The organism is Parafrankia sp. BMG5.11, from assembly GCF_004337455.1.
The window spans coordinates 120657-145706 of record NZ_SJXI01000013.1 but is presented as its reverse complement, the minus strand read 5'-3'; the positions used below and the strand labels follow the sequence as shown (position 1 = coordinate 145706).

At 64.3% G+C, this 25050-nt stretch carries 15 protein-coding genes and 1 pseudogene; 11 read left to right on the top strand and 5 right to left on the bottom strand.

The window, feature by feature from the left end:
- Positions 1-118 precede the first annotated feature (118 nt).
- The 4 genes and pseudogenes from E0504_RS07655 (at position 119) to E0504_RS07640 (ending at position 6522) form a co-directional block, all read left to right on the top strand.
- The gene (locus E0504_RS07655; RefSeq protein WP_131622698.1) at positions 119-3433 is read left to right on the top strand and encodes an amidohydrolase family protein; all 3315 of its coding nucleotides are present in this window, start codon (positions 119-121) and stop codon (positions 3431-3433) included.
- Between the two features lie 97 nt (positions 3434-3530).
- Positions 3531-5339, top strand: a complete 1809-nt coding sequence (locus E0504_RS07650; RefSeq protein ID WP_131622696.1) for a DUF885 family protein — start codon at positions 3531-3533, stop codon at positions 5337-5339.
- Between the two features lie 14 nt (positions 5340-5353).
- Positions 5354-5683: pseudogene (locus E0504_RS07645) on the top strand (arsenic resistance protein); the annotation flags it as partial.
- 143 nt (positions 5684-5826) lie between these two features.
- On the top strand, positions 5827-6522 hold the full coding sequence (locus tag E0504_RS07640) for a cistern family PEP-CTERM protein (RefSeq protein ID WP_131622694.1): 696 nt from the start codon (positions 5827-5829) through the stop codon (positions 6520-6522).
- Positions 6523-6572: 50 nt separating this feature from the next.
- On the opposite strand, the gene E0504_RS07635 is transcribed toward E0504_RS07640, so the two are convergent.
- Entirely contained in the window at positions 6573-8102 is a 1530-nt protein-coding gene (locus tag E0504_RS07635) for a tetratricopeptide repeat protein (RefSeq protein ID WP_131622692.1), read from the bottom strand.
- Between the two features lie 62 nt (positions 8103-8164).
- On the opposite strand from E0504_RS07635, the gene E0504_RS07630 reads away from it, so the two are divergent.
- Both E0504_RS07630 and rsgA read left to right on the top strand, forming a co-directional pair.
- Positions 8165-8380 carry a hypothetical protein gene (locus E0504_RS07630; protein WP_131622690.1) on the top strand — a complete coding sequence of 72 codons (216 nt, stop codon included), beginning with the start codon at positions 8165-8167 and terminating at the stop codon, positions 8378-8380.
- A complete protein-coding gene (gene rsgA / locus E0504_RS07625; RefSeq protein WP_207912282.1) occupies positions 8377-9378 on the top strand; it encodes a ribosome small subunit-dependent GTPase A in 1002 nt (333 codons plus the stop codon). Before E0504_RS07630 ends, rsgA begins: the two co-directional genes overlap by 4 nt.
- A 125-nt stretch (positions 9379-9503) precedes the next feature.
- Here the strand turns inward: rsgA and E0504_RS07620 are convergent, their stop codons facing one another.
- From E0504_RS07620 to E0504_RS07610, 3 genes are read right to left on the bottom strand one after another with little or no spacing between them, the layout of a single operon-like run.
- On the bottom strand, positions 9504-10955 hold the full coding sequence (locus E0504_RS07620; protein WP_131622688.1) for an efflux transporter outer membrane subunit: 1452 nt from the start codon (positions 10953-10955) through the stop codon (positions 9504-9506).
- Positions 10952-14152: a multidrug efflux RND transporter permease subunit gene (locus E0504_RS07615; RefSeq protein WP_131622686.1), complete on the bottom strand. Its 3201-nt coding sequence runs from the start codon at positions 14150-14152 to the stop codon at positions 10952-10954. The genes E0504_RS07620 and E0504_RS07615 overlap by 4 nt, the downstream gene beginning before the upstream one ends.
- Before the next feature lie 4 nt (positions 14153-14156).
- Positions 14157-15356 (bottom strand): efflux RND transporter periplasmic adaptor subunit, encoded by a 1200-nt coding sequence (locus E0504_RS07610; protein WP_207912280.1) that lies wholly within the window; start codon positions 15354-15356, stop codon positions 14157-14159.
- Between the two features lie 290 nt (positions 15357-15646).
- Here E0504_RS07610 and E0504_RS07605 point away from each other — a divergent pair, with 290 nt between their 5' ends.
- The 4 genes from E0504_RS07605 (at position 15647) to E0504_RS07590 (ending at position 20214) form a co-directional block, all read left to right on the top strand.
- Positions 15647-17779 carry a prolyl oligopeptidase family protein gene (locus E0504_RS07605; protein ID WP_131622685.1) on the top strand — a complete coding sequence of 711 codons (2133 nt, stop codon included), beginning with the start codon at positions 15647-15649 and terminating at the stop codon, positions 17777-17779.
- Between the two features lie 155 nt (positions 17780-17934).
- Positions 17935-18381 (top strand): PaaI family thioesterase, encoded by a 447-nt coding sequence (locus E0504_RS07600; RefSeq protein WP_207912278.1) that lies wholly within the window; start codon positions 17935-17937, stop codon positions 18379-18381.
- A 76-nt stretch (positions 18382-18457) separates the two neighbouring features.
- A complete protein-coding gene (locus E0504_RS07595; protein ID WP_131622683.1) occupies positions 18458-18661 on the top strand; it encodes a hypothetical protein in 204 nt (67 codons plus the stop codon).
- A 95-nt stretch (positions 18662-18756) separates the two neighbouring features.
- Positions 18757-20214 (top strand): helicase HerA domain-containing protein, encoded by a 1458-nt coding sequence (locus E0504_RS07590; RefSeq protein WP_131622681.1) that lies wholly within the window; start codon positions 18757-18759, stop codon positions 20212-20214.
- A gap of 17 nt (positions 20215-20231) precedes the next feature.
- On the opposite strand, the gene E0504_RS07585 is transcribed toward E0504_RS07590, so the two are convergent.
- Positions 20232-21533, bottom strand: a complete 1302-nt coding sequence (locus E0504_RS07585; RefSeq protein WP_131622679.1) for an Hsp70 family protein — start codon at positions 21531-21533, stop codon at positions 20232-20234.
- Positions 21534-22068: 535 nt separating this feature from the next.
- On the opposite strand from E0504_RS07585, the gene E0504_RS07580 reads away from it, so the two are divergent.
- Entirely contained in the window at positions 22069-25026 is a 2958-nt protein-coding gene (locus E0504_RS07580) for a TonB-dependent receptor domain-containing protein (protein ID WP_131622677.1), read from the top strand.
- Positions 25027-25050: the final 24 nt, after the last annotated feature.

The window sequence follows — 25050 nt, the reverse complement described above, 5'->3', positions numbered from 1 at the left end:
CCGAACACGGGATCAAGGGGTCGCTTGACCACTTTGTTCTACGTTCCCCTCAGCCATGTATTTTCGCGCAAAGCGCGCTAAAGCCGGCCCTTCACTGCGTGCAGGTCGAAGGGAAGATATGTCCAAAAAGTTCGCACTCGCATCTGTGATGTTGGCAAGCGCTGCAGGCATTCAGGCCCAGGATCCTTCGCCCCCGACAGAGTCGCCGAGTGAAGCGGCCACGCAGCACGCCCCGCCTCCCGCGAGCGTTCTAGAGGCGGTTCGGGACAGTGACGCAGACGCCTGGGATGTCATGGCGCCGCGCGGACTGGAACTGCGCAAAGTGCCCATCAACACCAGCGAAGGCACCTGGATGAATGTGGACGTCTCGCCCGACGGGACACGCGTGGCGTTCGACATGCTGGGCGACATCTACGTCATGCCGATCACGGGCGGTTCTCCGACCCGTATTGCCGAAGGCCTGGCCTACGAGCAGCAGCCGCGCTGGTCGCCCGACGGCAACCGCATCGCGTTCGTTTCAGACACGGCCGGCGGTGACAACATCTGGATCATGCAAGCCGACGGCTCGGACAAGAAGCAGCTGACGAAGGAAGATTTCCGGCTGCTCAATCAGCCAAGCTGGAGCCCTGACGGTCGCTACATCGTGGCCAAGAAGCATTTCACCACCACCCGCTCGCTCGGAACGGGCGAGGTCTGGCTCTATCATGTCGACGGTGGCAGCGGCGTGCTGCTGGTCAAGCGGACCGACGAGAAATTCCAGAAGGAGCTGGGCGAACCGACCTTTTCCGCGGATGGCAAACACGTTTACTTCACCCGCAATATCACCCCGGGCGGGACGTTCGAGTACGCGCAGGATTCCAACCGGGGTCTGTTTGCGATCGAGCGATACGAGCTGGATTCAGGCGAAACCCACCGCGTAACGGGCGGCAACGGGGGCGCGGTCCGCCCGAACCCTTCGCCCGATGGCAAGCACCTCGCGTTTGTTCGGCGAGAGCGCGCCAAATCGAAGCTGTTCGTCCGCGATCTCGCCAGTGGCAATGAACGCAAGCTCATGGACCTGCCCGACCAGGACATGCAGGAGACTTGGGCGGTGACCGGGGTCTATCCGAATATGGACTGGACGGCGGACAGCAAGGACATCGTTCTCTGGTCCTGCGGAAAAATCCGACGTGTGCCGGTCGCAGGCGGACCGCCGCAAGATATTCCCTTCCAGATTGCCGACGACCGCGTGGTTGCGCGGTCGCTGCATCCGCAGGTGGAGGTGGCACCCGATACGTTCGACACCAAGATGATCCGCTGGGCGCAGGTGTCCCCGACGGGCGATCAAGTCGTCTACGAATCGCTCGGGAAGATCTGGTTGCGCCCTGTGACCGGCGGACAGCCGCGCAGGTTGACCCGATCGGCGGCCGACCGGCTGGAAGCGTGGCCGAGCTGGTCGCGCGACGGACGCTCGATCGCATTCGTCGACTGGACCGATCAGGACCTGGGCCGGATCATGGTCGCACCCGTCGCCGGAGGCACCGCGCGCGTGGTGACGAGCGAACCCGGGCATTATGCGCGTCCCGTGTTCTCGTCCGACGGACGGACCATAGCATTCAGTGCCGGGTCCGGTGGTGGCATTACCGCTGACCGCTGGAATCGCGACGAGGGGAGCTACACGGTCCCGACGAGTGGAGGACGCCCGCGCCTCGTGAAGCGGGGGGCGGGGAACCCACAGTTCGGCGCGACCTCCGATCGTTTGTTCATGACCATGCGGGGGAGCGATAAGCTCCAATTCGTGAGCACGGATCTGGCTGGTGAGGTGCAGAGGGTTCATGCCTCGGGCGACCTGACCAGCAGTTTCCAGGTTTCGCCCGACGGCCAGTACGCGGCGTTCCGCCAGAATTACGAAGCGTATCTGATGCCGCTGCTGCCCGGTGCTCAGGACGTGACGGCAGCCACGGAAAAAGGCGCCTTGCCGGCGGTTCGTCTAAGTCAGGGCGGCGGAGACTTCCTTCATTTTTCAGGCGGCGGGCAGCGCGTCCACTGGAGCATCGGACCCAAGGTCTACAGCGCTGATTCCCGGAACATCTTTCGCGGAAGCTACGAGGTTCCCACATCCGCTATCGATCTGTCGCGGACTGTGCGTGCCGCCAAGCCGACCGGCAGCGTGGCCCTGACAGGCGCAAGGATTGTCACCATGCGCGGTGACGATGGAGGCATCATCGAAGATGGCGTAATCCTCGTCCGCGGCGACCGGATCGTGGCGGTCGGACCGCGCGGGCAAGTCACTGTGCCGGCAGACACTCCCACCGTCGATGTGGCCGGCAAGACGATTGTGCCCGGCTTCATCGACGCACATGCCCACGGACCGCAGGGCGAGAACGGCCTCGTGCCCCAACAGAACTGGTCGACCATGGCTAACCTGGCGCTGGGAACGACGACGATTCACGATCCGTCGAATAGCGCAGTCGAGATTTTCGCTGCCAGCGAGATGCAGCGCGCCGGCATGATCCTGGCGCCGCGCATCTTCTCGACCGGAGAGATCATCTACGGCGCAAAGGCGGCCGGGGTTTTCGCCGAGATTGGCAACTTCGAGGATGCGCTCGGACACGTCCGTCGCTTGAAGGCGCAAGGGGCGATGAGCGTCAAGAATTACAACCAGCCGCGCCGCGAGCAGCGCCAGATGGTGGTGGCCGCGGCGCAGGCGGAAAACATGCTGGTCGTTCCCGAAGGGGGATCGTTGTTCAACATGGACATGAGCCTGATCCAGGACGGCAACGCCACAGTCGAGCACAACGTGCCGGGCAGCGTGTTCTATCAGGACGTGCTGCAGATGTGGACGCAGACTGACGTCAACTACACCCCCACGCTGGTGGTGACGTATGGCGGACCCGGCGGCGATCCTTACTGGCGCGCCCGCACCAACCTGTGGGAGCATCCGCTGCTGACCGCGCATATCCCTCCAGGAACGCTCGCTGCCGCCGGCGCGCGCCGCGAGATCGCGCCTGAGGAGGACTATGCCGACACGTGGGCGGCGCGCGAAGCGCGCAAGCTGGCCGACCGGGGGGTCGAGGTGAGCATCGGCGCCCACGGGCAGCAGGACGGCATTGCCGCGCACTGGGAGATCTGGAGCTTCGTCAAGGGCGGGTGGACGCCGCTTCAGGCGCTGCAAGCAGCCACGGTCAATCCGGCCCGCACGCTGGGCATGGAACGCGACCTCGGAACGCTGGAAGCCGGCAAGCTGGCCGACCTGGTGATCCTCGATGCCGATCCGCTCGAGAACATCCGCAACACGGAAAAGGTGCACAGCGTCATGCTGGGCGGGCGGCTGTTCGACTCTAGGACGTTGAACGAGACGATCACCGGTGACCGCCGCCGCCAACCGTACTGGTGGGAGGGCAGCAGCCAACCTCTACCTGGAAAAGAAAGCGCGGCTCAGCACGAGCATTAGAATGCCCCCGGGACACTCGATTTGACCACCTTGTCGCGGGTCACCTACCACCACCTCCGCCAAAGATATTTCGTCAGAAACAGCCAGGAGCCAATCGATGGGCCGCGTCATCCGCCTAGCCGCAATTTCATTAGGTGCGCTCGCCCTGTCCGCTTGCGTTGCGCAGCGCGAGGAAGTTGCGAGTGCACCAGCCGCTACCCCGCCGCAAGTGCAGGACATCGATACGCTGTTCGCCACCTACGACCAACGCCAGCTTGAACTGTCGCCGTTGTCCAAGGCCTATCGCGGTATCCGGGATGACGATTACGGGGACTGGGGCGACTTCTCGGATGCGGGCGAAATAGCGTCGCAGACGCTCCTGCAATCGACCGCTGCGACGATGCGGGGCAACTATTCCCCCGCTACCCTGACGGCAGACGATGCGCTCAGCTATCGGTTGTTCGATGCGATGGCCCAGCGCAGCGCACGCGCATTCCCGTTTCGCGAATATGGCTACATCTTCGATCAGATGAACGGCGCGCAGAGCGATCTGCCCGCTTTCCTCATCAACATTCACTCGGTGGCGAATACGGGTGAGGCCGCCGCCTACATCGAGCGGATCGAGGGAATTGGCCCGGTGCTCGACACGCTCACAGCCGAATCCCGTGAGCGCGCCGGACGCGGCGTCATGCCGCCGAAGTGGGTCTATGCCTACGTGATCTCAGATATCCAGAACCTCCTCCAAGCAGGCGATAGCAACGCAATGCTCGAGGATTTTGCCGGCAAGGTCGGCAAGCTGAGCATCGCGCAAGCGGAGAAGACCGCGCTTGTAAACCGGGCGCAGGCGGCGTGGAACAATTCCACGCGTCCCGCCTACGAGCGTCTGCTGGCGGAGATGAAGCGTCAGGAGGCGATCGCCGGCACGACTGACGGGATCTGGCGGTTCCCGGAAGGCGCAGCTTATTACGACGCGCTGCTGGCTAATTACACCACCACTGATCTGACCGCGGGCCAAATTCACGACATCGGCCTGCGCGAGGTCACGCGCATCCACGGCGAGATGCGCCAGATCATGCGCCAGGTCGAATTCGAAGGCACGCTTCAGCAGTTTTTCGAGCACGCCCGCGCCGACCCGAAATTCTATTTCACCTCGCGCGAGGATTATCTCGCCGCGGTGCAGGCGGTGCAGGACAGGGTTGAACCCGCGTTGCCGCGATACTTTAACACCTTGCCCAAGGCGCCGCTGGTCGTGAAGCCGGTCGAAGCGTTCCGCGAGCAAAGTGCGGGTAAGGCATTCTACCAAAGCCCCGCACCGGACAGTTCACGGCCGGGCACCTATTACGTCAACCTCTACAGTTTGGAGGACATGAGCCGCAACGAGCTCGAGGCGCTCTTTTATCATGAGGGCTTGCCGGGCCACCACCTTCAGCGGGCGGTCCAAACCGAGCTGGGCGACGACATCCCCGCGTTCCGCCGCTTTGGCGGGGTCACTGCATATACCGAAGGTTGGGGTCTCTATGCGGAGGAACTGGGCAAGGACATGGGGTTCTATACCGATCCTTATTCGGACTTCGGACGGCTGGGCATGGAACTGTGGCGAGCAGCACGTCTGGTGGTTGATACCGGCATCCACTCGAAACGCTGGAGCCGTGAGCAGGCGATCGACTATCTGAAGCAGAACACTCCCAATCCCGACGGCGACATCCGCAAGGCGATCGAGCGCTATGTCGTGTATCCGGGACAGGCCACCGCCTACATGATCGGCAAGCTCAAGATCATGGAACTGCGTGAGAAGGCGCGGCGCAAGCTTGGTGCAGGCTTCGATATTCGCGAGTTTCATGATGTCGTGCTGAAGTCCGGCCCGGTGCCGCTCTCGATCTTGGAAGAGAACGTCGACAACTGGATCGCAGGCGAGCGACGCGAGTAAGCGCGCTTTCGCCGCTGCTGTTCGGTATTCAGGGAGAAGTGATCTTCTCGCGCCCGCTGCTCATCGGGCTCATCGCCGTTCCGATCATCGTTCGAAGCTACGGCATATTCTTCAACACCTACGCCGCCGCATGGGCGTGGCGCGTGTCGTATTCGATTGCGGCGCCAAGTGCGCTGATCGGCACCTCGAGCTTCTTCGAACTGGCCGTGGCTGTGGCGATCGGACCGTCCGGATTGGGAAGCGGCGCTGCGCTCGCGACCGTGGTGGGCGTGCTGGTTGAAGTGCCCGTGATGCTGTCTTTGGTCGCGTTCGCCAATCGGACCAAGCGAAGCTTTCCGGGATAGGCCGTACGAGGAGCGGGGCGGCATGACAGCGCTGCGTTGAAACCTATGACGGCAGTTGCGTCCCAAGGTGGAACAGGGACGGCGGGGCGCTTGCGGATCGGCCATGGGCTGGCATTTGGAGGTCGAAGCAACGGGAACGTCCGATGATCCGCAAGTATGCATTTGCCGCCGCCAGCGTGCTGGCACTGAGCGCCGCTCCGGCGCTTGCTGATCCGATCACATTGGATGCGGGGGACGTGGGCACCAGCTTCACGCTGAACTACAACGGTTTCGCGGATGGCACCGTGGTGGACGGCCTGACCGCATCGACCTCGTTCACGCTCAAGAGCGTCACCGATACGTCGTACAGCTTTGACTACTCGGTCGCCAACACCACCAGCGGCGACCTCAGTTCGCGCGTATCGAGCTTCGCGTTCGACACCAATCCCGACATTTCAAGCGCAACCAGCACCGGCACGTACAACTACACCGTTCTGGATTCCAATTACCCGAACGGCATCGGCAACGTTGACGTTTGCTTCAAGGGTGGCGCCAGCAACAGCTGTGCGGGCAACAGCGGCGGTGTGACGGCGGGCGACTCCGGCACGGGCTCGCTGACGCTGAACTTCAGCGATCCGATCAGCGCGCTCACGCTCGACAATTTCTTCGTGCGTTACCAGTCGATCACTGGTGCGGGCAACATCACTTCGGCCAGCGGCGCGGTGACCAGCTCTTCGGGCGGTACTCCGGTGCCGGAGCCGGGCATGCTGGTCCTGTTCGGCATCGGCGCTGCAGCCGTCACCTTTGGTCGCCGGCGCAAGGCGGCACCGGCGCGCGCGTTGCAGCCGTCCTTCGCATAAACACCGGCCGGGCCCATGCGCCCCGACACTCGTTGATTGCGGCTTAGTGCCTAATTTCCAGCGCGATTGGCGGCCGCGAGGTGCCCGGCAATAACCTGATTGCCTGGCGCCAACCGCGCCGCCTTGCGCAGTAGGTCTCGCCCTTCTAAATGAGCGGCACCGCTTTCGACCATCAGCCAGCCGGCTGTGTCGAGCACCGAGGCATTCTGCGGCGCAAGAGCCAGCGCCTTGCGGGCCAGGCGCAGTGCCTGGTCCGCGTTGCCGAGCTTGCTCTCCGCAAAAGCCAGATTGTTCAGCACCATGACGTTGGTGCTGTCGGTGACTTCCAGAATTCGGCGATAAGCCTGGGCTGCCTGGCCCCAGTCTCCTCGCTTTAGTGCAGCATCGGCGATCGCGAGTCTGCCCCCGATCCCGCGCGCCGAGTAATCGCGCGCCTGGGCCGCGTAGCGGCTTGCTTCCGGAAGGCCGGCGTTCTTCGCCGCAATGGCGATGATCGCAAGATCTTCGGCGCCTGCAGTGCCGCGCTCAACGAACGGCTTCAGGGTCGCAACGGCTTTGCCTGCGTTACCCGACTGCAGTTGCGCCATCGCCAACAGACGATTGGCGAGGCGATGGCCCGGATCGTGTCGCAAGAATGCCGCCAGCTGAGTCGAGCCCTGATTATGCAGGCCAAGTTCGATCAAGGCCTGCCCGTAGAGCAGTTGCGCCTGGGGGAGCGCGGCCATCTGCCCTTCCAGCGGCTGGATCATGCGGCGGACGCCGGCCCAATCCTTGTTCGCTGCGGCGAGACGCGCCTGGAGGTAGACCAGCGCGGGATCGCCAGGTGCGCGCTCGGCCGCCTGTTTGAGCGACGGTGCCATGTCGGTGACGCGCCCGAGGTCGCCCAGCGACGCGATGCGTCCGATCAGCGCGGCGCGACTTTCGGGCCAGCGCGTATTGGCGGTTTCGTAAGTCGCCAATGCATCGGCGAACCGTCCTTGCGATCCGGCCACTTGCCCCGCCGCCAGATGGGCTTCGAGCACATCAGAGTCTTCTGCCAGAGCTGCTTCCGCCAGGCGCCGGGCACCGGCGCCGTCACCTCGCAGGAGAAGGAAACGGGCATTCTCCGCCATGAGCCGCGCCTTCGGACCGTTGGTTTCGCTGCCGGCAGTGAAGGCTTCCGCCGCCGCCGTCGCATCCCCATCGCGCATTGCGGCCAAGGCTCGCACGCGCCATGCCTCCGCGGTGGCCTGGCCCTGGACGGCGGCCCGCGCGGCCCGGGTGTTCCCCCGCAACAGCTCCGCCTCGGCCCGCAGGATCGGAGCATCTTGCGGCAGAGCCTTAAGCACAGCCAGACGATGGAGCGCGCTTAAGGCGGCTTCGCCGTCGCCAAGTTCCAATTGCGTGCGGGCCAGCAACGTGAGCGCTTTGGTGTCTTCCGGCGCACCTTCGATCGCCGTGAGCAGGTCCAGCCTTGCTTCGCCGAAACGGTGGTCCGCAAAGCTATCGTCCGCGCGTGCGAGACGTTCGGCGGGGCTGGGGCCGCAACCAGCGAGGAGGGCGATGACGGGCGCGCCGAGCAAATACCAACGGTTTTTCATGCGGCCCGCCTATGCCAACTCCCCAAACATTTCGTGAAACCGGGATCGCGAGATCGTCGGTCGTGCAGCCGGCTCCCGTCGCCGCGCCGCTTGTTGGGGTGATCGGTTGCTTCTACGGAGTGTTCGACATGCCGATCGACGAAGACATCATCGAAACTCCGGATGGGCCGATGACCTGGGGCGAATGGAAGAAGCGCAACCCGGTGCAGATCCCGTCCCGGCGCACCAAGGGCAAGAAGCTCCCCGTGAAGGTCAAGCGCTTCACCGACGACCGTTGAACCGGCAATCGGATCTCACCGCTCTCGGGTGGAATGCGTTCTACGCCGATCAGGTCTCCCCGGAGGAAGCACGTCATTGTGTCCCGGTGCGGGTGATGGCTGTCCATCGTGGAGAGATTGCGGTCGCAGGGGCGGGCCTCGAACGAACCGTTCCCTCGCACCTCGCCAGTTCGCGAGGTGAGGAAGACCGGCCGGCGGTCGGCGACTGGCTCCTAATCGACCATGAAACCCACGAGCCTCAGCGCATTCTTGACCGGGCAAGTCTGTTCAAGAGGCGATCGGCGGGAGCGCATCGCCGCGTTCAACTGATCGCGGCGAATGTCGACACCGTGTTCATCGTCACGTCCTGCGACGAGGATTTCAACGTGGCCCGGCTCGAACGCTTTCTCGTGCTCGCCGGTGAGGTGGGCGTGCGACCGGTGGTGGTTCTGACCAAGATCGATCTGACGGAAAGCGTAAGCGATTATCGGATTGCCGCTGAGAGTCTGCAGGACGGTCTGGAAGTAGTGACCGTCGACGCGCGCAATCCTGACCACGTGGCGCGGCTAGCGGCCCTGTGTGCCAAAGGTGAGACCGTCGCGCTTCTGGGTTCTTCCGGGGTGGGCAAATCCACTCTCGTGAATACGCTGCGGGGGTCGGACGACATCGTTACTCAAGCGGTAAGGGTGCATGACGGCAAGGGGATGCACACCACTACTGTACGGCAAATGCACCGTCTTGCGCACGGCGGGTGGCTGCTCGACACGCCTGGCATGCGGGAGTTCCAGATCGCCGACGCCGCGACGGGTCTGGCTGAGGTATTTGACGACATCGTAAGCTTGGCCCGGCAGTGCCAGTTTCGAAATTGCCGTCACGGAACCGAACCCGGCTGTGCGATCAACTCGGCGGTCAAGGCGGGAAGGCTGACACCCCGCCGCCTGGAGCGGTGGCGCAAGCTAGCGGCCGAAGATGCGGACAACTCCCTGACCAGAAAAGACCGCCCCGGCGGTTACAGGTAAGCGGCAGGCTCCTGTGGGGGGGTGAAGGGGTAAACCGGACGAGATTTCTATTCGGTTGATCGGCCGGAAAATTAGCGCGCGCTTCCGATTTTCAGACACACTTTGCAGGTGCATGATCTGGTATGTCAGGGCGTCAGTGCCGGGACGGATGCTGCTGCCGCCGACCCCTCTCCATCCGTTCCGAGCACGCGGTACAGGGTCACCTTGTTCTGCAGTTCGGCAAACCGGATACCCACCTGCTGTTGGCGCGCAGCGAACAGGCTTCGCTGAGCGATAAGGCTGTCGAGAAAGCTGTCGATCCCGTTGCGATAGCGCGCCTCAGTCAGGCGCGCGGTGGTGGCAGCGGCCGCGACGTTGTCGCTAGCAGCCTTTCCGCGCGCCCGTAGAGTGCCTTGATCGGCGAGTGCGTCGGCGGTTTCCCGGAATGCTGTCTGGATAGCCCGCTCATAGACCGCGATCGCCGCCTCGCGTTGGACTTCGCTGACCGCGACATTGGCGCGGCGGCCGCCGGCGTCGAAGATGGAATAGGCCGCATCCGCACCGCCGGTAAGGTTAAACGCGCCCCCAGTCAGCAGATTTCCCAGTGAACTGCTGGCGAGGCCGAGAAGTCCGGTCAGTGACACGGAGGGGAACAGTTGCGCCCGGGCGACTCCGATATCTGCATTGGCCGCGCGCAGCAGGAATTCCGCCTCGATGACATCGGGACGCCGCAGGAGGACGCGCGAATCGAGCCCCGCCGGGGCCGCGGCGAAGCTGGCGGCGATTTCGTCGACACCCTCCGGCAACAGCGCCGGTTCCACTTCGGCGCCCACCAGAAGTCGCAGCAGGTTCAAGTCCTGCGCCAGTGCTGCCTGCTGCTCGGCGATCGCGAGTTCCGCGCCCGCGAGCACCTGCTGCGCCTGGCTCAAATCGGTTCGCGGAGCCATGCCACCCCGTAAGCGCAGCTCGGTAAGCCGCACGCTCTCGCGGGCATTCGCAGCGGTCGCTTCGGCGATCGCGAGGAGGTCGCGGTCGGCCGCGTACGCCGCCCAGGCTTGCGCGACATCGGCGATCAGGGCGATGCGGACCGTGCGGGACGCCGCCTCGGTGGCGAGAGCGCGGTCGCGCTGCGCCTCGGTCGCGTTGGCAAGCTTGCCGAACAGGTCGAGTTCGAAGGCCGATATGCCTCCCTGGACGGCGTACCGCGCCCGCGTGTCCCCGTCACCATTCTCGTCTCCGCCGGCCGATGCGGAGCCGCTGCGCGAAACGGTGACGCCGGTGTTCAGTCCCACCGAAGGGAACTGTCCGGAACGCACGACGCGCACTCGCGCCCGTGCGGCCGCAAGGTCGGCGAAGGCGATGCGAAGGTCGCGATTCTCGGACAGCGCCACTGAGATCAGTTGCTGCAGCCGCGGGTCGCGAAACACATCGGTGTAGAAGACCGCCGGAAGCGCCGCCTCGCTCTGCGCCAGATACGCGTCACCGATCGGCCAGCTCAATGGGATCGGCGGCTGCGGGACCGACGCAGGCGGGGCGAGCGAACAAGCCGAAGCAAGCAGGCAGGCGCTTGCGGCCAGGGTGCGGATCGACGGGTTCATGTCGCCGGCGCCTCATTGGTCTCGGCCCGGCTTTGCAATCTGGCGCGCGCGGCGGCGATCCCGTCTCGCACGCCGCGCCGCACCATGACGAAGAAGAGCGGAATGTAGAATATCGCCAGCAAAGTTGCCGCCAGCATGCCGCCGATCACCGAAGTTCCGATCGCGATGCGGCTGTTGGCTCCAGCGCCGGTCGACAGCGCCAACGGCAGCACGCCGAAGATAAACGCGAAGCTGGTCATCAGGATCGGACGGAGCCGGATGCGCGCCGCCTCCAGCGCCGCATCGATCACGCGAGCGCCGCGGCGTTCCGCCTGTTCGGCGAACTCGATCATCAAGATGGCATTCTTGGCGGCAAGGCCCATCGTGGTGAGGAGCCCGATTTGCAGATAAACGTCGTTCTCAAGGCCCCGCAACGAGGCGAACAGCACTGCGCCAAGCAGGCCCAGCGGGATCACCAGCAGAACCGCCGCCGGGATCGACCAGCTTTCGTAAAGCGCGGCGAGGCACAGGAACACGACCAGCAACGACAGCGCGTAAAGCAGCGGTGCCTGGCTGGAGGCGTTCCGCTCTTCATAGGATGCGCCCGACCACGCCACGCTGGTGCCGGGGTATTTCCCGGCGAGCGCAGCGATCTCGTCCATCGCCTGGCCGGAACTTGTCCCGGCGCCCGCTTGCCCGGAGAACTCATAAGTCGGCACGCCGTTAAATCGTGAAATGCTGGGAGGAGCGGACGACCAGTCAAGCTCGGCAAAAGCGGAGAACGGAGTCATCTGGCCGGATGCCCCGCGCACGAACCATTGGCCAAGGTCCGACGGCTGCGATCGGTAGGGCGCATCGCCCTGCACATAGACCTGCTTCACGCGGCCCTTGTCGATGAAATCGTTGACGTATCGGCCGCCCCACGCGGTCGATAGCGTGGAATTCACCGAATCCTGCGACAAGCCATAGGCGGCGAGCCGCTGGGCATCGATGTCGACTTTCAGCGTGGCAAGATCGGGCAGGTCGGACAGGCGCACCTGCTCCAACGTACCAGCGCCGTTGGCATCCGCCAGCAGGGCATCGCGTGAGGCCGCGAAGCGGTCGCGCGGCAGCCCGCCGGTATTGGTAAACTGCATCGAGAAACCGTTGGATGAGGACAAGCCGCGGATCGCTCCCGGCACGTTCACGAACACACGCGCATCGCGCAGGCCGCGCATGGCCGCGCTGGTGCGGTCAGCAATCGCCTGGGCAGTGTTTTCTTCGCCCGTCCGCTCGTCCCAGTGCTTCAGCCGCATGAAGCCGAAACCCTGGTTCTGGCCGCCGCCGCCGCGTCCGCCGCCCGCCACCATAAACAGCGTGGAGATGTTCGCGCCCTCAGTCTCCATCAGGTAATTCTCGATCGCCCTCGCGGTTTCCTGAGTCCGCGCGAGTGTGGCGCCCGGGGGGAGCTGGTAATTGATCGACACGCTGCCCTGATCCTCATTGGGCAGAAACCCGCTGGGCAGGCGCAGGAACAGTAAGGCCATGATCGCCACCAGCACCGCATAGATGCCGATGAACAGCCAGCGACGGTCGACGATCACGCTGATCGAATCGCGGTAGCGGTTGGACAGCCGCTCGAATCCGGAGTTGAAGCGCTCCTGAGCCCGCAGCAGCATTGCATGGGCGCGCCGGTGCCGCCGGGCCAGCCAGCCGCTCCGGTCGGTGTCCGCATCCTTGCGCTTCAGCAGATTGGCGGTGAGCGCCGGGCTTAGGATCAGTGCCACGAGCACTGAAAGGACCATGGCCGAAATGACGGTGATGGAGAACTGACGGTAGATCACACCGGTCGACCCGCCGAAAAAAGCCATCGGCAAGAAAACCGCCGAAAGCACGAGCGCGATGGCGATCAGCGCGACCTGAAGGTCCTTCATCGACTGGACGGTGGCCTCACGGGGGGTCATGCCCGGGTTTTCTTCCATCAGCCGCTCGACGTTTTCGACCACGACGATCGCGTCATCGACCAGCAAGCCGATCGCCAACACCAGTCCGAACAGGGTGAGCGTGTTGATTGAAAAACCCGCGATCGAGAATACCGCGAACGTTCCAAGCAGGACGACCGGCACCGCGATCGCGGGGATCAGAGTGGCGCGCCAACTTTGCAGGAACACGAACATCACGATCACAACCAGGAGGATGGCCTCCAGCAGCGCCTTGACGACTTCGTTTACCGACAGGCGGATGAACGCGGTGGAATCGTTGGCGTAACTGATCACCAGCCCGTCGGGCATGCCCTGTTCAAGCCGTGAGACCTCGGCCTTGATCAACTCCGCGGTCTGCAGGGCGTCGGCGCCGGGAGCGAGCGAGATCGCTATGCCCGCACCGGGATGGCCGTTGACGCGGCGGTTCGAACTGTAACTCTGCGAACCCAGCTCGACGCGGGCCACGTCGCCAAGGCGCACGGTCGAGCCATCGGCCTCGGTCTTGAGAATGATGGCGCGAAATTCGTCTGCGGTCTGAAGCTTGGACAACGCCGTCACGGTCGCGGTCAGCATCTGCCGGTCGGGCGCAGGCAGGCCTCCGATCTCGCCGGCCGCGATTTCCGTGTTCTGATCCTGCACGGCGTCAATCACGTCGCTTGGCATCAGCGAAACCGCAGCCAACCGTCCGGGGTTCAGCCAGATGCGCATCGCGTTCGACGCGCCATAGACATTGACGTCGCCAACCCCGTCGATCCGCGACAGCGGGTCCTGAATGGTCGACGTCAGATAGTCCGAAACGGCATCGCTCGAGCGGGTGTCGGTCTCGTCGTAGACCACCACCAGCAGCAACTGATCGGGGCTGGACTTGGTGACCCGCACGCCCTGCTGCTGGACCTGCTGCGGCATGCGCGAGATCGCCGCCTGGACTTTGTTCTGGACTTGCACCTGCGCGATGTCGGGATCGGTGCCCTTGGCGAAGGTAGCGGTGATCGACGCGGCACCGTTGGAGGACGATTGGGAACTGAAGTAGAGCAGCCCGTCGAGACCGGTCAGTTGCTGTTCGATGATCTGCGTGACGCTGTTCTCGACCGTTTCGGCCGACGCGCCAGGGTACGTTGCCCGGATATTCACGTTGGTGGGGGCGATGTCCGGATATTGCTCGATCGGCAGCGTGTAGAGCGCGCCCAGTCCCCCGAGCATGACGATAATCGCCAGAACCCAGGCGAATATGGGCCGTTCGATGAAGATGCGGGACAAGCCGTCAGGTCCCGCGGCGATTGCCGCCGCCAGCCCCGGCGGGAGGCGCGGCGATGCGTTGCGCTGACGTTGCCGCGACAGGCTTGACCTCGGTCCCGGATTTCAGGCCGTTGAGGCCCTGCACGATCACGCGTTCGCCGGCTTTAAGCCCGCCGGTGACGACCCAGTTCTGGCCGGACGTCCGTTCAGTCTGCACCACGCGGCGCATCGCCTTGCCGTCCCGGCCGACCACGAAGACAAAGGCGTCACCGTTGAAATCGCGCTGGAGCGCAGCCTGCTCAACCAGGAATATCCCGGTCTCGACCGCCTGATCGAATTCGGCGGTCACGAACATGCCGGGCAACAGCAGGCCTTGAGGGTTGGGGAACCGCGCGCGCAAGGTGACGGTGCCGGTATCTTCGTTCACCGATACTTCGGAGAACTGCACGGTGCCGCTTGCCGGGTATAACGATCCATCGTCGAACTTCAGGCGCACGGTGGTGCTGCCGGCGGCGGTGCCGCCATCGGCCGCCGCCAGCGCTCGTCGCAGGCGGGTAAGGTCGGCTGCAGACTGCTGCATGTCGACATAGACGCTGTCGGTGCGCTGGATCACGGCCAGGGGTTCGGCCTGGTTGCTGCTGACCAGCGCGCCCTGGGTAACGAGGGGGCGGCCAATGCGTCCGCTGATCGGCGCAGGGACGCTGGTGAAGCGCAGGTTGATTTGCGCGGTATCCACGCTGGCCCGTTGCTGGGCGACCGCGGCACGGGCCGAGCCGGCCGCGGCGGCGGCGTCGTCGTATTCCTGTCTGGAGATCGCCTCCATGTCGGCGAGCGGCTTGAAGCGCGCGGCACGCGCGCTCGCGGCGCGGGCATTGGCTTCGGCGCTGGCAAGGGCGGCGCGCGCTTCGGCGGCGGCGGCACGGTACAGGCTGGCATCGATCTGGAACAACGGCTGGCCCGCGCGAACGAAACCGCCGGGCTGGAAATTGATCTGCCGGACCAGTCCGGTGATCTGCGGGCGAACCTCGCTCGTCTCCTGCGCGACCACGCGGCCTGCCAACGTCGCCGGGATCGCGGCACTGCTGGGTTGAGCCACGATGATCCCCACCGTGGGCGCCGGGCGACCGCCGGCGTCGTCCTTTCCTCCACCCGAACATCCGGCAAGCGCGAGCGTGTAGCCCAGCATCAGCGACATGCGACGGAGGTTCGCCACGAATTCAAACATACTTGCTTCGCACCCGGTTCTTCTGCGCGTTTGCGGATGGCAGTCCTGCTTGCAAGCGTGAAGGTGTATTAAAGTGCATCAGGTGATGTCTGCGGACGATCTTCGGATGCGGGTGCCGGAGAATTGCGCACCCGTGCAAACGACACGCGACCCTGACAAGGCATCCGCTCACCCGGTGGCAGCGCGCCGATGCATCATTGCTTCTTGCGGAAAAGACATGTCAGTGAGGGCGGCGTTTTATTTCAGAACATAGCGCAGTAGGAACCCGACCCTGACAAAGGAGATCACCATTGAAGCGCGCAGCCCTGTACGTTTTTGCATCCATTCTGGCGCTTTCTGCGGCGCCGACCGTTGCGCAGTCTTCGGCAGCTCCCGCCCAGGCGACGCCCGTGCCCGCTGAAGATCCGTTTATCTGGCTTGAGGAAACTCGCAGCGAACCGGCGCTCGCCTGGGTCCGATCGCAAAACGAGCGGGTCGATCAGACGCTGGCGCGCGATCCGCGCTACGCCCAGCTGCAGCGCGAGGCGCTGACGATCCTCGATGCGAAGGATCGTATCCCCGGCGTCAGCTTCACCCCTTATGGCCTGGTCAACTTCTGGCAGGACGCCGCCAACCCGCGCGGTCTGCTCCGGGTGACGACCCTGGAAAGCTATCGCACCGACAATCCATCGTGGGAGACGATCCTCGACGTCGATGCCCTTGCCAAGGCTGAGGGCCGCGAGTGGGTTTACAAGGGCATGACCTGCCTGCCGCCGGCGGGTACCCGCTGTCTGGTCGCGCTGTCGGACAGCGGCAAGGACGCGACCGAGCTGCGTGAATTCGACGTGACGACACGCACTTTCGTCAAGGACGGTTTCTTCCTGCCCGAAAGCCAGGGCGGGGCGCAGTGGGTCGACCAGGACACGTTGCTCGTCAGCCGAGATTTCGGTGGCGGCACCGTGACCGAAAGCCAGTATCCTTTCACCACGCGCGAATGGAAACGCGGCACCCGGATCGAGGATGCACCGGAAATCTATCGCGGCGATGCCAAGGATGTGTCGTCGGGGGCCAGTCTGCTGCGCGATGCGGCCGGCACCGTTCACGGCCGGCTGGCAACCCGCGGCACCTCGTTCTTTGAACGCGAATCCTATCTGTGGAGCGACGGGAAATGGGTGCGCCTCGATCTTCCGCTGAAGGCGGGCCTGGCCGGCATCGTCGATGGACGCGTCCTGTTCTCGACCGATGTGGAGTGGAAGACGGGCGGCAAGACCTTCCCTGCCGATTCCATCGTGTCGGCGGACCTGGAGGCCTTCAAGGCTGATCCGAACGGGGCGCCCAAGACGCTCGTGTGGGCGCCCGGGCCGCGCCAGACACTGCAGGGGAGCGCGATCACCCGCGACGCGCTGTTCGTGAGCTACCTCGACAACGTGCGTGGCCGGGTGATGCGGCTCGATTTCACGGGCGGCAAGTGGAACGCGGCGCCGATCGCCGCGCTGCCGACGAACGCCACAGTCGGCATCGCCAGCGCCTCCGATGAAACCGGCGAGGTGATGTTCTCTTCGACCGACTTCCTCACCCCCTCGCAGCTCTGGTATTCGGACGGCACTGCAGCGCCCACGGTCATCAAGACCAGCCCCTCCCGGTTCGATGCCGCGGGCCTGGAGATCGGCCAGTTCGAAGCGACCAGCAAGGACGGAACCAAGATTCCTTACTTCGTGGTCTCCAAGAAGGGCGTGAAGCTGGACGGCACGACGCCAACGCTGCTGTACGGCTACGGTGGTTTCCAGAACTCCAGCCTGCCGGTCTATTCGGGCACCATCGGCAAGCTGTGGCTCGAAAAGGGCGGCGCTTACGTTCTCGGCAACATGCGCGGCGGCGGTGAGTTCGGGCCGGAGTGGCACCAGACGGCCATGGGGGCGAACAAGCAGCGCACCTGGGACGATTTCATCGCGATCGGCGAGGATGTGGTGAAACGCGGCATCACCAGCCCCCGGCGCCTCGGCATCATGGGCGGCAGCCAGGGCGGCCTGTTGGTGGGAACAGCGTTCACCCAGCGCCCTGACCTGTTCAACGCGGCCATCGTGCAAATCCCCCTGTTCGACATGCTGCGGCTTACGGAAATCGGCCGCGGCGCTTCGTGGGTCGGCGAATACGGCGATCCGCGCATCCCGGAACAGCGCAAGTGGATCGAGGCATACTCGCCCTATCAAAAGCTGGTGAAAGGGGTGGACTTCCCCATGCCGTTCTTCTGGGCCAGCACGGCCGATGATCGCACTCACCCCAGCCACGCGCGCAAGGCGGCAGCCCGGATGAGCGCGAACGGCCAGCCTTATTACTATTATGAGGACATGACCGGTGGGCACTCGGGCGGGGTCGACAATGCGCAGCGCGCCAAGCTGCAGGCGCTGCAGTATGTGTACCTGATGCAGCGGCTGGTCGACTAACCCGAGTAAGGACAGGAGAATTGCGCCGGGAGCCGCCGGGCCTGAATTCGTGAGATCTCTTCGAGGGATCTTGCTCTGCAGGCCGCGGCACTCGCTCCCGGCGCTCGCCGGCCAGGCGCACCGAGGAACTGTGGTGCAGACAGAAGGATGACCGGGTGAACGACGCTGCTCAAAGCCCCGCTAACTTGTTCGAAAGCCTCGGGTTCAAGCGGATCATCAGTAATGCGGATGGACGTGCCGCACTGGAATACCAGGCCGGACTGCACATGTGCCACTCCGGCGGCGTGGTGCAGGGCGGGTTCGTGACCGGCTGGATCGACTCCGCCATGGCGCACGCCATCATCGGTCTGCATGCCGATCGCGGTGAGGATGACATCACCCCCGTGTCGCTGGAACTGAAGATCAGCTTCTTCGCGCCGGCCCGGCCCGGCCCGGTGGTGGCCGAAGCCTGGGTCGAGCGCGAAGGCCGTTCGACCTGTTTCATGGAAGGCCAGCTGACGGATCTGTCCGGGCAAGTCCTCGCCAAGGGAAGCTCAACCGTGCGGCTGCTGTCCAAATCGCGCATCATCGCTGCGTCGGCCGCGGCGATCGGCGGGAAGTAGTCATCGCGATCCGCGCTGTGCGCAATCCACAGCCGACGGGTCGACAACCACGACATTGAGACCTTAGGGCGCGGTCATGGCTGTCATCGCAACGATCATGAACACCCGGACGGGCCGCGCGGTTCAGACCATGAAGTTCGAGCGCATGCCGAAGCCGTGGGCCACGTTCACCCTCGAAAACGGCCGGCAGGTAACGGCCGAGCGCATCGATGTTGGCAAGCCGGCTCCGGGCAAGTTCTCGGCGCCGGTGGATGTGTGGGTGTCGCTCGGTGACGATTGACATGCTGGGCACGCAGCAAGCTCTCGCCGGCTGAAAGCTGCGGAAAACCCCTGATGGCGCGGTGGGCTGCCGGGCAAGCCTGCTAGGACGCGCATGTGCAGAATCAGATCGATCTTGGCGCCGATGCCGCGGGCAAGTCTGTCACCCTCGACGTCGAGGAGCTGCTTGCGACCAGGTTGCTGGTGCAGGGCAACAGCGGCTCGGGCAAATCGCATTTGCTGCGTCGGCTGCTCGAGAAAAGTGCAGGGATCGTCCAGCAGATCGTCATTGATCCCGAAGGCGACTTCGTGAGCCTGGCTGAAGCGTTCGGTCACGTGGTCATCGACGGAGCCGCCTATTCCGATACCGAAGTTGCCCGCCTTGCCGCGCGAGCGCGCGAGCACCGCGCGTCAGTCGTCCTCGCCTTGGATGGGCTGGAAATCGATAACCAAATGCGCTGTGCGGCGGTCTTCCTGAGCGCATTGTTCGACGCTCCCGACAAGCATTGGTATCCAGCGCTCGTGATCGTGGACGAGGCGCAACTGTTTGCCCCGACCGCATCGGGTGACGTCAGTGACGAGGCTCGTCGCAGTTCGCTCGCCGCCATGACCAACCTGATGTGCCGGGGCCGCAAGCGTGGTCTTGCCGGGATCATCGCCACCCAGCGGCTGGCGAAACTGGCGAAAAACGTCGCTGCCGAAGCGTCCAATTTTCTGATGGGCCGGACCTTCCTCGACATCGACATGATCCGGGCGGCAGACCTGCTGGGAATGGAACGGCGGCAGGCGGAGCAGATCCGGGACCTCGACCGCGGCCACTTCGTGGGTCTCGGCCCCGCGATCAGCCGCCGCCCGGTGACCGTGCGAGTCGGTGACGTGCAAACCCGCGCCAAATCCACCGTAGCGGGGCTGACGCCGCCACCACTCGCCACTGGCGCAGACATGGCAAGTCTTCTTCACGCCCCGCCAGAGGTTCCGCCGGCTCAAGCGGAATTGTGGAGCGCGGCTGCGCCAAACCACGCGACGGCCGCTGCGCTTCAGGAGCATATCGCCGACCAGACAGCCCCGGCACCCGGCTATCCGGAAGTGACGCTGTCCGGTGACGAGTGCGCCAGCATCATGCGCGAGGTGTTGTCCGAGATGAGCGGCGAGGATGGCTCGACGTTCCTTCCGTCGGCTACCTTGTTTCAGGACTTCACGGTGCGCTGCCGCATGCGCGGCCTGAAGGATCATGGGCTGGACGCCGCCCAGTTCCGAAAGAGCTTTGCGCAGTCGCTCGCAGGGGTGACCCTGGACGACCCGGATGGACAGGACGCGCGCCTGCTCGCGCTAGCAGAAACAATTCCCGAAGAGCTTCTCACCCCATTCCTCGCGATCGGAAAGGCGGCGATCGACGGCAGGCCGTGTCCGGATGACGAGGCGCTTGCCATTCTCTACGGCACCCGCTCGGTAGGGCGTGCGAGGCGGATGCTGGAGCATCTCGAAAAGACCGATCTCGTGGTCGTGCGAACGGACTACGCAGGGCGGCGGGCGGTCGCGATTCCCCAGCTCAATCTGGCGACCGCGCTGGCTTAGGTGCCGATCCGGGGCGGCTAGGCGCGCCAGACGGACGGGTCTTCCTCCTGTGCGATCAGGGCCAGGCCGTGCGCGATCGAGGTTAGTTCACCTCCCGACATGATCCGGTCCTCCGCGAAACGGCTGGTGAAGATTCGTCGCACCGCGGGCACTAATGAAGTGCCTCCTGTCAGAAACACCCGATCGATTTCGACCGCGCTCACCCCCGCATCGCTCAGCGCATCACTCACCGCGTTCGCCATCCGGGCGATGTCATCGGCAATCCAGCTGTCGAATTCACGACGGGTGACCATTGCCTCGATCTCGACACCGGCGCCGGTGAATTGGAAGGTGGACTGATCGTTCTGGGTCAAGTCCGCTTTCAGGCGCGTCACCGCGTCGTATAGCGGAAAGCCCAGCTCGTTCTCGATCATCGCGATCATCCGTCCGATCGCTGCCGGGTCCAGTGCACTGCGCTGAAGCCGGCCCAGTTCGTTGAGCGTGCGCGGGTTGCGCATGAGCGCCAGCTTCGACCAGTCGGAGAAGTCCGCGAAGAAGCCGGGCGGGATTTCGAGTTCCTTGTCGAACGAGCGATAGCGGCCGCCTTTGCCCAGCAAGGGCAGCACGAGGCGATCGACGATCCGTTGATCGAACCGGTCGCCGGCGATCCCCACGCCTGCGTGCCCCAGTGGCTTGCAGCGCTGCCGAACCCCCGGCTCTTCCACCCGGACGATCGAGAAGTCACTCGTACCCCCACCAAAATCCGCCACCAGAAGGGTCGCAGGCTCGGTCAGGCGGGATGCATAGCTGAAGGCTGCGGCCAGCGGTTCGTAGACATAATGGATCTCGCCCGCGAACCCGGCGAACATCGCATCGTAGCGTTGCCGGGCAAGCACCGGATCGGAACGGGCGCCTGCGTACTGAACCGGACGCCCGACGACGAGACGGTCGAGCCGATCGAGCGAGCCCCCTGCGTGAATGGCCAGCTTCTCAAGGTACAGTTGGCCCAGGTCTTCGAACCGATAGGGGCGACCAAACACGACGGCACGGTCGAACGAGGGCGTGGCGGCAACCGACTTGAACGACTGCAGGAAGCGGCTGTCTGACGGATATTCGAGATACTCGTGAATTGCGAACGGCCCCGCCTCCGCCGCGAATCCTCCGCGCACCGCGGGATCGCGCCAGAAACACAGCGCGGACCTGTAGACTTCCACCGGTCCGCTCGGCCCTGCCAAGGACACGAGACGCGGATCCTCGCCGAATTGGCCAGCCACCGCGGCAACACTGTTGGTGGTGCCGAAGTCGAGGCCAACTGCAGCGCCGGCTTGGGTTAGACTCATGGGGTCGGGTAAGCCTCTGTTGTGCAGGGCGGCACCCGATGCGCCGCGCATGGGCGGCGCATCAGGGCGGCACCCGATGCGCCGCGCATGGGCGGCGCACAAGGGGTGACCTTCGGCTGATGCCAGCAGAGGCACTGCCAGAGGTGGCGCTGCCGCGATTGCGCCGGCCAAACTTTGGTGGCGGCTATCACCATTAATCCTGCCGATTCGAATGAACGGAATGCTGGCCGATGCGTAAGACCAACCGCTACGAAGCATAGATAGCAGGCTTGAGGGACGGACTCGCTCCCAAGGCGTGTGTAGGGGAGGCGATGCGCGAATGCATCACAGCTATCCCGCCTTGCGCCTTGACTTTTGCCCATGCGCAAGGGGCGCCCGGCTCAGTTGCATGCCTGTGCTGCGTCTAAAACCCGGCCGCCATTGCCGTCCTTAGTGGATAGCGTGAAAATAAGATTGACGGACGCTACTCCTAGCATCCACCTTGATGCCCAAGCCGGCGCGGGATTCGTGACACGGCAAGTGGAGGAGATGACGGATGCGCGCGGGACACCTGTTGCTATCGACTTGCGGGATTGCGGCGCTGTCGCTCTCGTCCATGGCTCATGCGCAATCGGCCGAGCCGGGCGCCATCGCTTCCAATCCGAATGTTGGCAACGAAGCGGCCGAGCAGCAGATCGTCGTCACGGGCAGCTATATCCGCGGCTCGGCTGAGGACTCTGCCGTCCCCGTCGATGTCATCACTTCCGAAGAGCTGGTACGGCAAGGCTCACCGACCGTTGTCGAATTGCTGAAGGCGTTGCCTTCGTCAGCCGGCGTGATCGGCGATTCCAATCAATTCGGTGCCGGCCAGACCACCGGTTCGGGAAGCGTTAACCTGCGCGGCCTGGGTGCGCCGCGCACGCTGGTCCTTCTCAATGGCCGCAGGCTCGCGCCGGCACCCACGCTGGTGGGTTCGGTGGATACCAACCTGTTGCCGCTGGCGGCGGTCGGCCGGGTCGAGGTTCTCAAGGACGGCGCTGCGGCGCTGTACGGTTCGGACGCCGTTGCCGGCGTGGTCAACTTCATTACCCGGACGGACCTGGACGGCCTGGAGGCGAGCGCGGGTTATAGCTTCATCGACGGGTCCGACGGAGACTACAACTTCGCGCTCAACTGGGGCGCCCAATTTGATCGTGGCAACGTTCTGTTGTCGGCGGCGTATCGCCACCGCTCGGAACTCAGCGTCCGCGATCGCGACTTCGCGCAGCTGGACTACTTCACCAACCCGCAGGGGGGATTCACGCCCTTCGGCAATCCGGGGACGTATACCCCGATAACTGCAGCGGGAAGCCCGGCGGGCCTGTTCGTCGACCCGGCTTGCACCCTGATTTCCGGCCCTGTGGTGCCCGCTTCGACCGGTGCGCCCCAGTGCGTGTTCCGCTACACCAGCTTCGACAATCTGGTGGAGGATGAAGACCACTATCAGGTGTTCGGCCAGGTCAATTACGAGATCTCCGACGGAATCGATTTTCATCTCGAAGGCCTGTGGGCCAGCCACGACGTGCCACGCGAGAACAGCTCGCCGTCCTATTCGCCCGTGCAGTTTCCTACCGCCGCCATCAACGGTCGCAACCTGGTCAGCGCAGGATTCTTCATTCCCTCGACTAATCCGGGCTTGCGAGCATTGCTGAACAGCTATCCCGCGAGTGCGCTGGGCGGCGCGGTGGCTGCCAACCAGGCCGGGATCAACGGTGTCTCGACCACCATCCTGTGGCGTCCGCTGGGCGTCGGCGGCAATCCGCTGACCGGTGGGGAGGGGAAGGAAGACAAGCGCTATTTCGAAGGGTTCCGCGTTTCGGGCGGAATCACCGCGGAACTGGGCGGATCGCTCAAGCTCGATACCGCCGCGACGTACATGGAGAATTCAAGCGACATCGCGACCCCGGACATCGTGGTTTCGCGCCTGGAATTGGCGCTGCGCGGTCTCGGCGGGTTCGGCTGCAATGTCGCCGCCAATACTCCCGGGGCCAACGGCTGCCTGTACTTCAACCCATTTTCGAGCGGCATCGCGGCAAGCCAGATCGACGGGCGGGTCAATCCCAATTTCGTGCCGTCGACGGCGAACAGCCTAGAAGTGATCGACTACCTGTTCGAGGATTATGCCTATCGAAGCACCAGCAAGCTGTTCGTGATCGATACCGTGCTCAGCGGCGAGGCGGGGATCAATCTGCCCGGCGGGCCGATCGGCTTTGCGGTCGGCGGACAATACCGCCGCAACACCAGCCAGCGTGATGTCGACGCCCTGCTCGATGTCGCCCAGTTCCCTTGTGTGGACAGCGAATTCAACGGCAATCAGATTTGCCCTGGCCGCCAGAACGGCGTTTTCAGTTTCTTCGGTCCGCTCGACAATTACTCGTACTCGAGCGATGTCTATGCGGCATTCGCCGAGCTCCAGCTGCCGGTGACCGATACGATCAATGCGCAGGCGGCCGTCCGCTACGAAAGCTATGGCGGCGATATCGGTTCGACGGTCAATCCGAAGCTGGCGGTGCGCTGGCAGCTGACGGACTGGCTGGCGCTGCGTGGATCCGTCTCGACCACGTTCCGGGCGCCGCCCCAGACGCTGCTGGTCCCCACGCCCACGACCACTTTGGCGTTCACCGCCGCGGTGGGTGGCTATCGCGCTTACGATACCTTCGGCAATCCGGATCTGCAGCCCGAAACGGCCGACGCATACAACGCGGGGATCATCGTCCAGACCGGGGGCTTCAACGCGACCATCGATTACTATCGCTTCGATTTCCAGGGCGGACTCGACAACGAACCCGGCACCGCAATGGTTGCCGCGCTGTTCCCGACCGGGGTGACCGACGCGGCGGCGTGCGCGGCGGCTGCTCAGAACCCCGGTTTCCTGTCGCGGTTTACCTTCAACAACAACGTGTGTTCGCGGGGCAATCTGCTGCGCACACGGCTTAACCAGGTCAACGGACCCGATATCCGCACCTCCGGCATCGACTTCTCCGCGAGCCTGCGTGGTGACCTGCTGGGCGGCCGCGCGGTGATTGGCGTCGATGGTAGCTACGTCATCGAATACCAGGCGGGCGACTTTCTGGTGGAGGGCGTGCTGGTGTCGGAAGGCGATGATTTTGCCGGTCAGCTCGATTACCTTGGCTACGGCTCAATCCCGGATCTGAAGGGTCAGGCATACGTGGAGTACTCCACCGGCCCGCACACCCTGCGCGGGACCGTGCGTTACGTCGGCGGCATGACCGATAGCCGCGGGCCGACGACGTTCACCGCCACCAGCCCGCTGGGCAAGGAGATCGACGAATTCGTCACCGCCGATCTTAGCTACACGCTCGACATCGAACCGCTGGATACGACGCTGTCGCTGACCGTGCAGAACATCACCGACGAGGATCCGCCGTTCGCGCGCCTCGATCTCAACTACGACCCGTTCACCGGCAATCCGCTGGGTCGCGTGATCAAGGTGGGCATCCGGAAGAAGTTCTGAGGCCCGCAGGTGCATAGCTGGAGA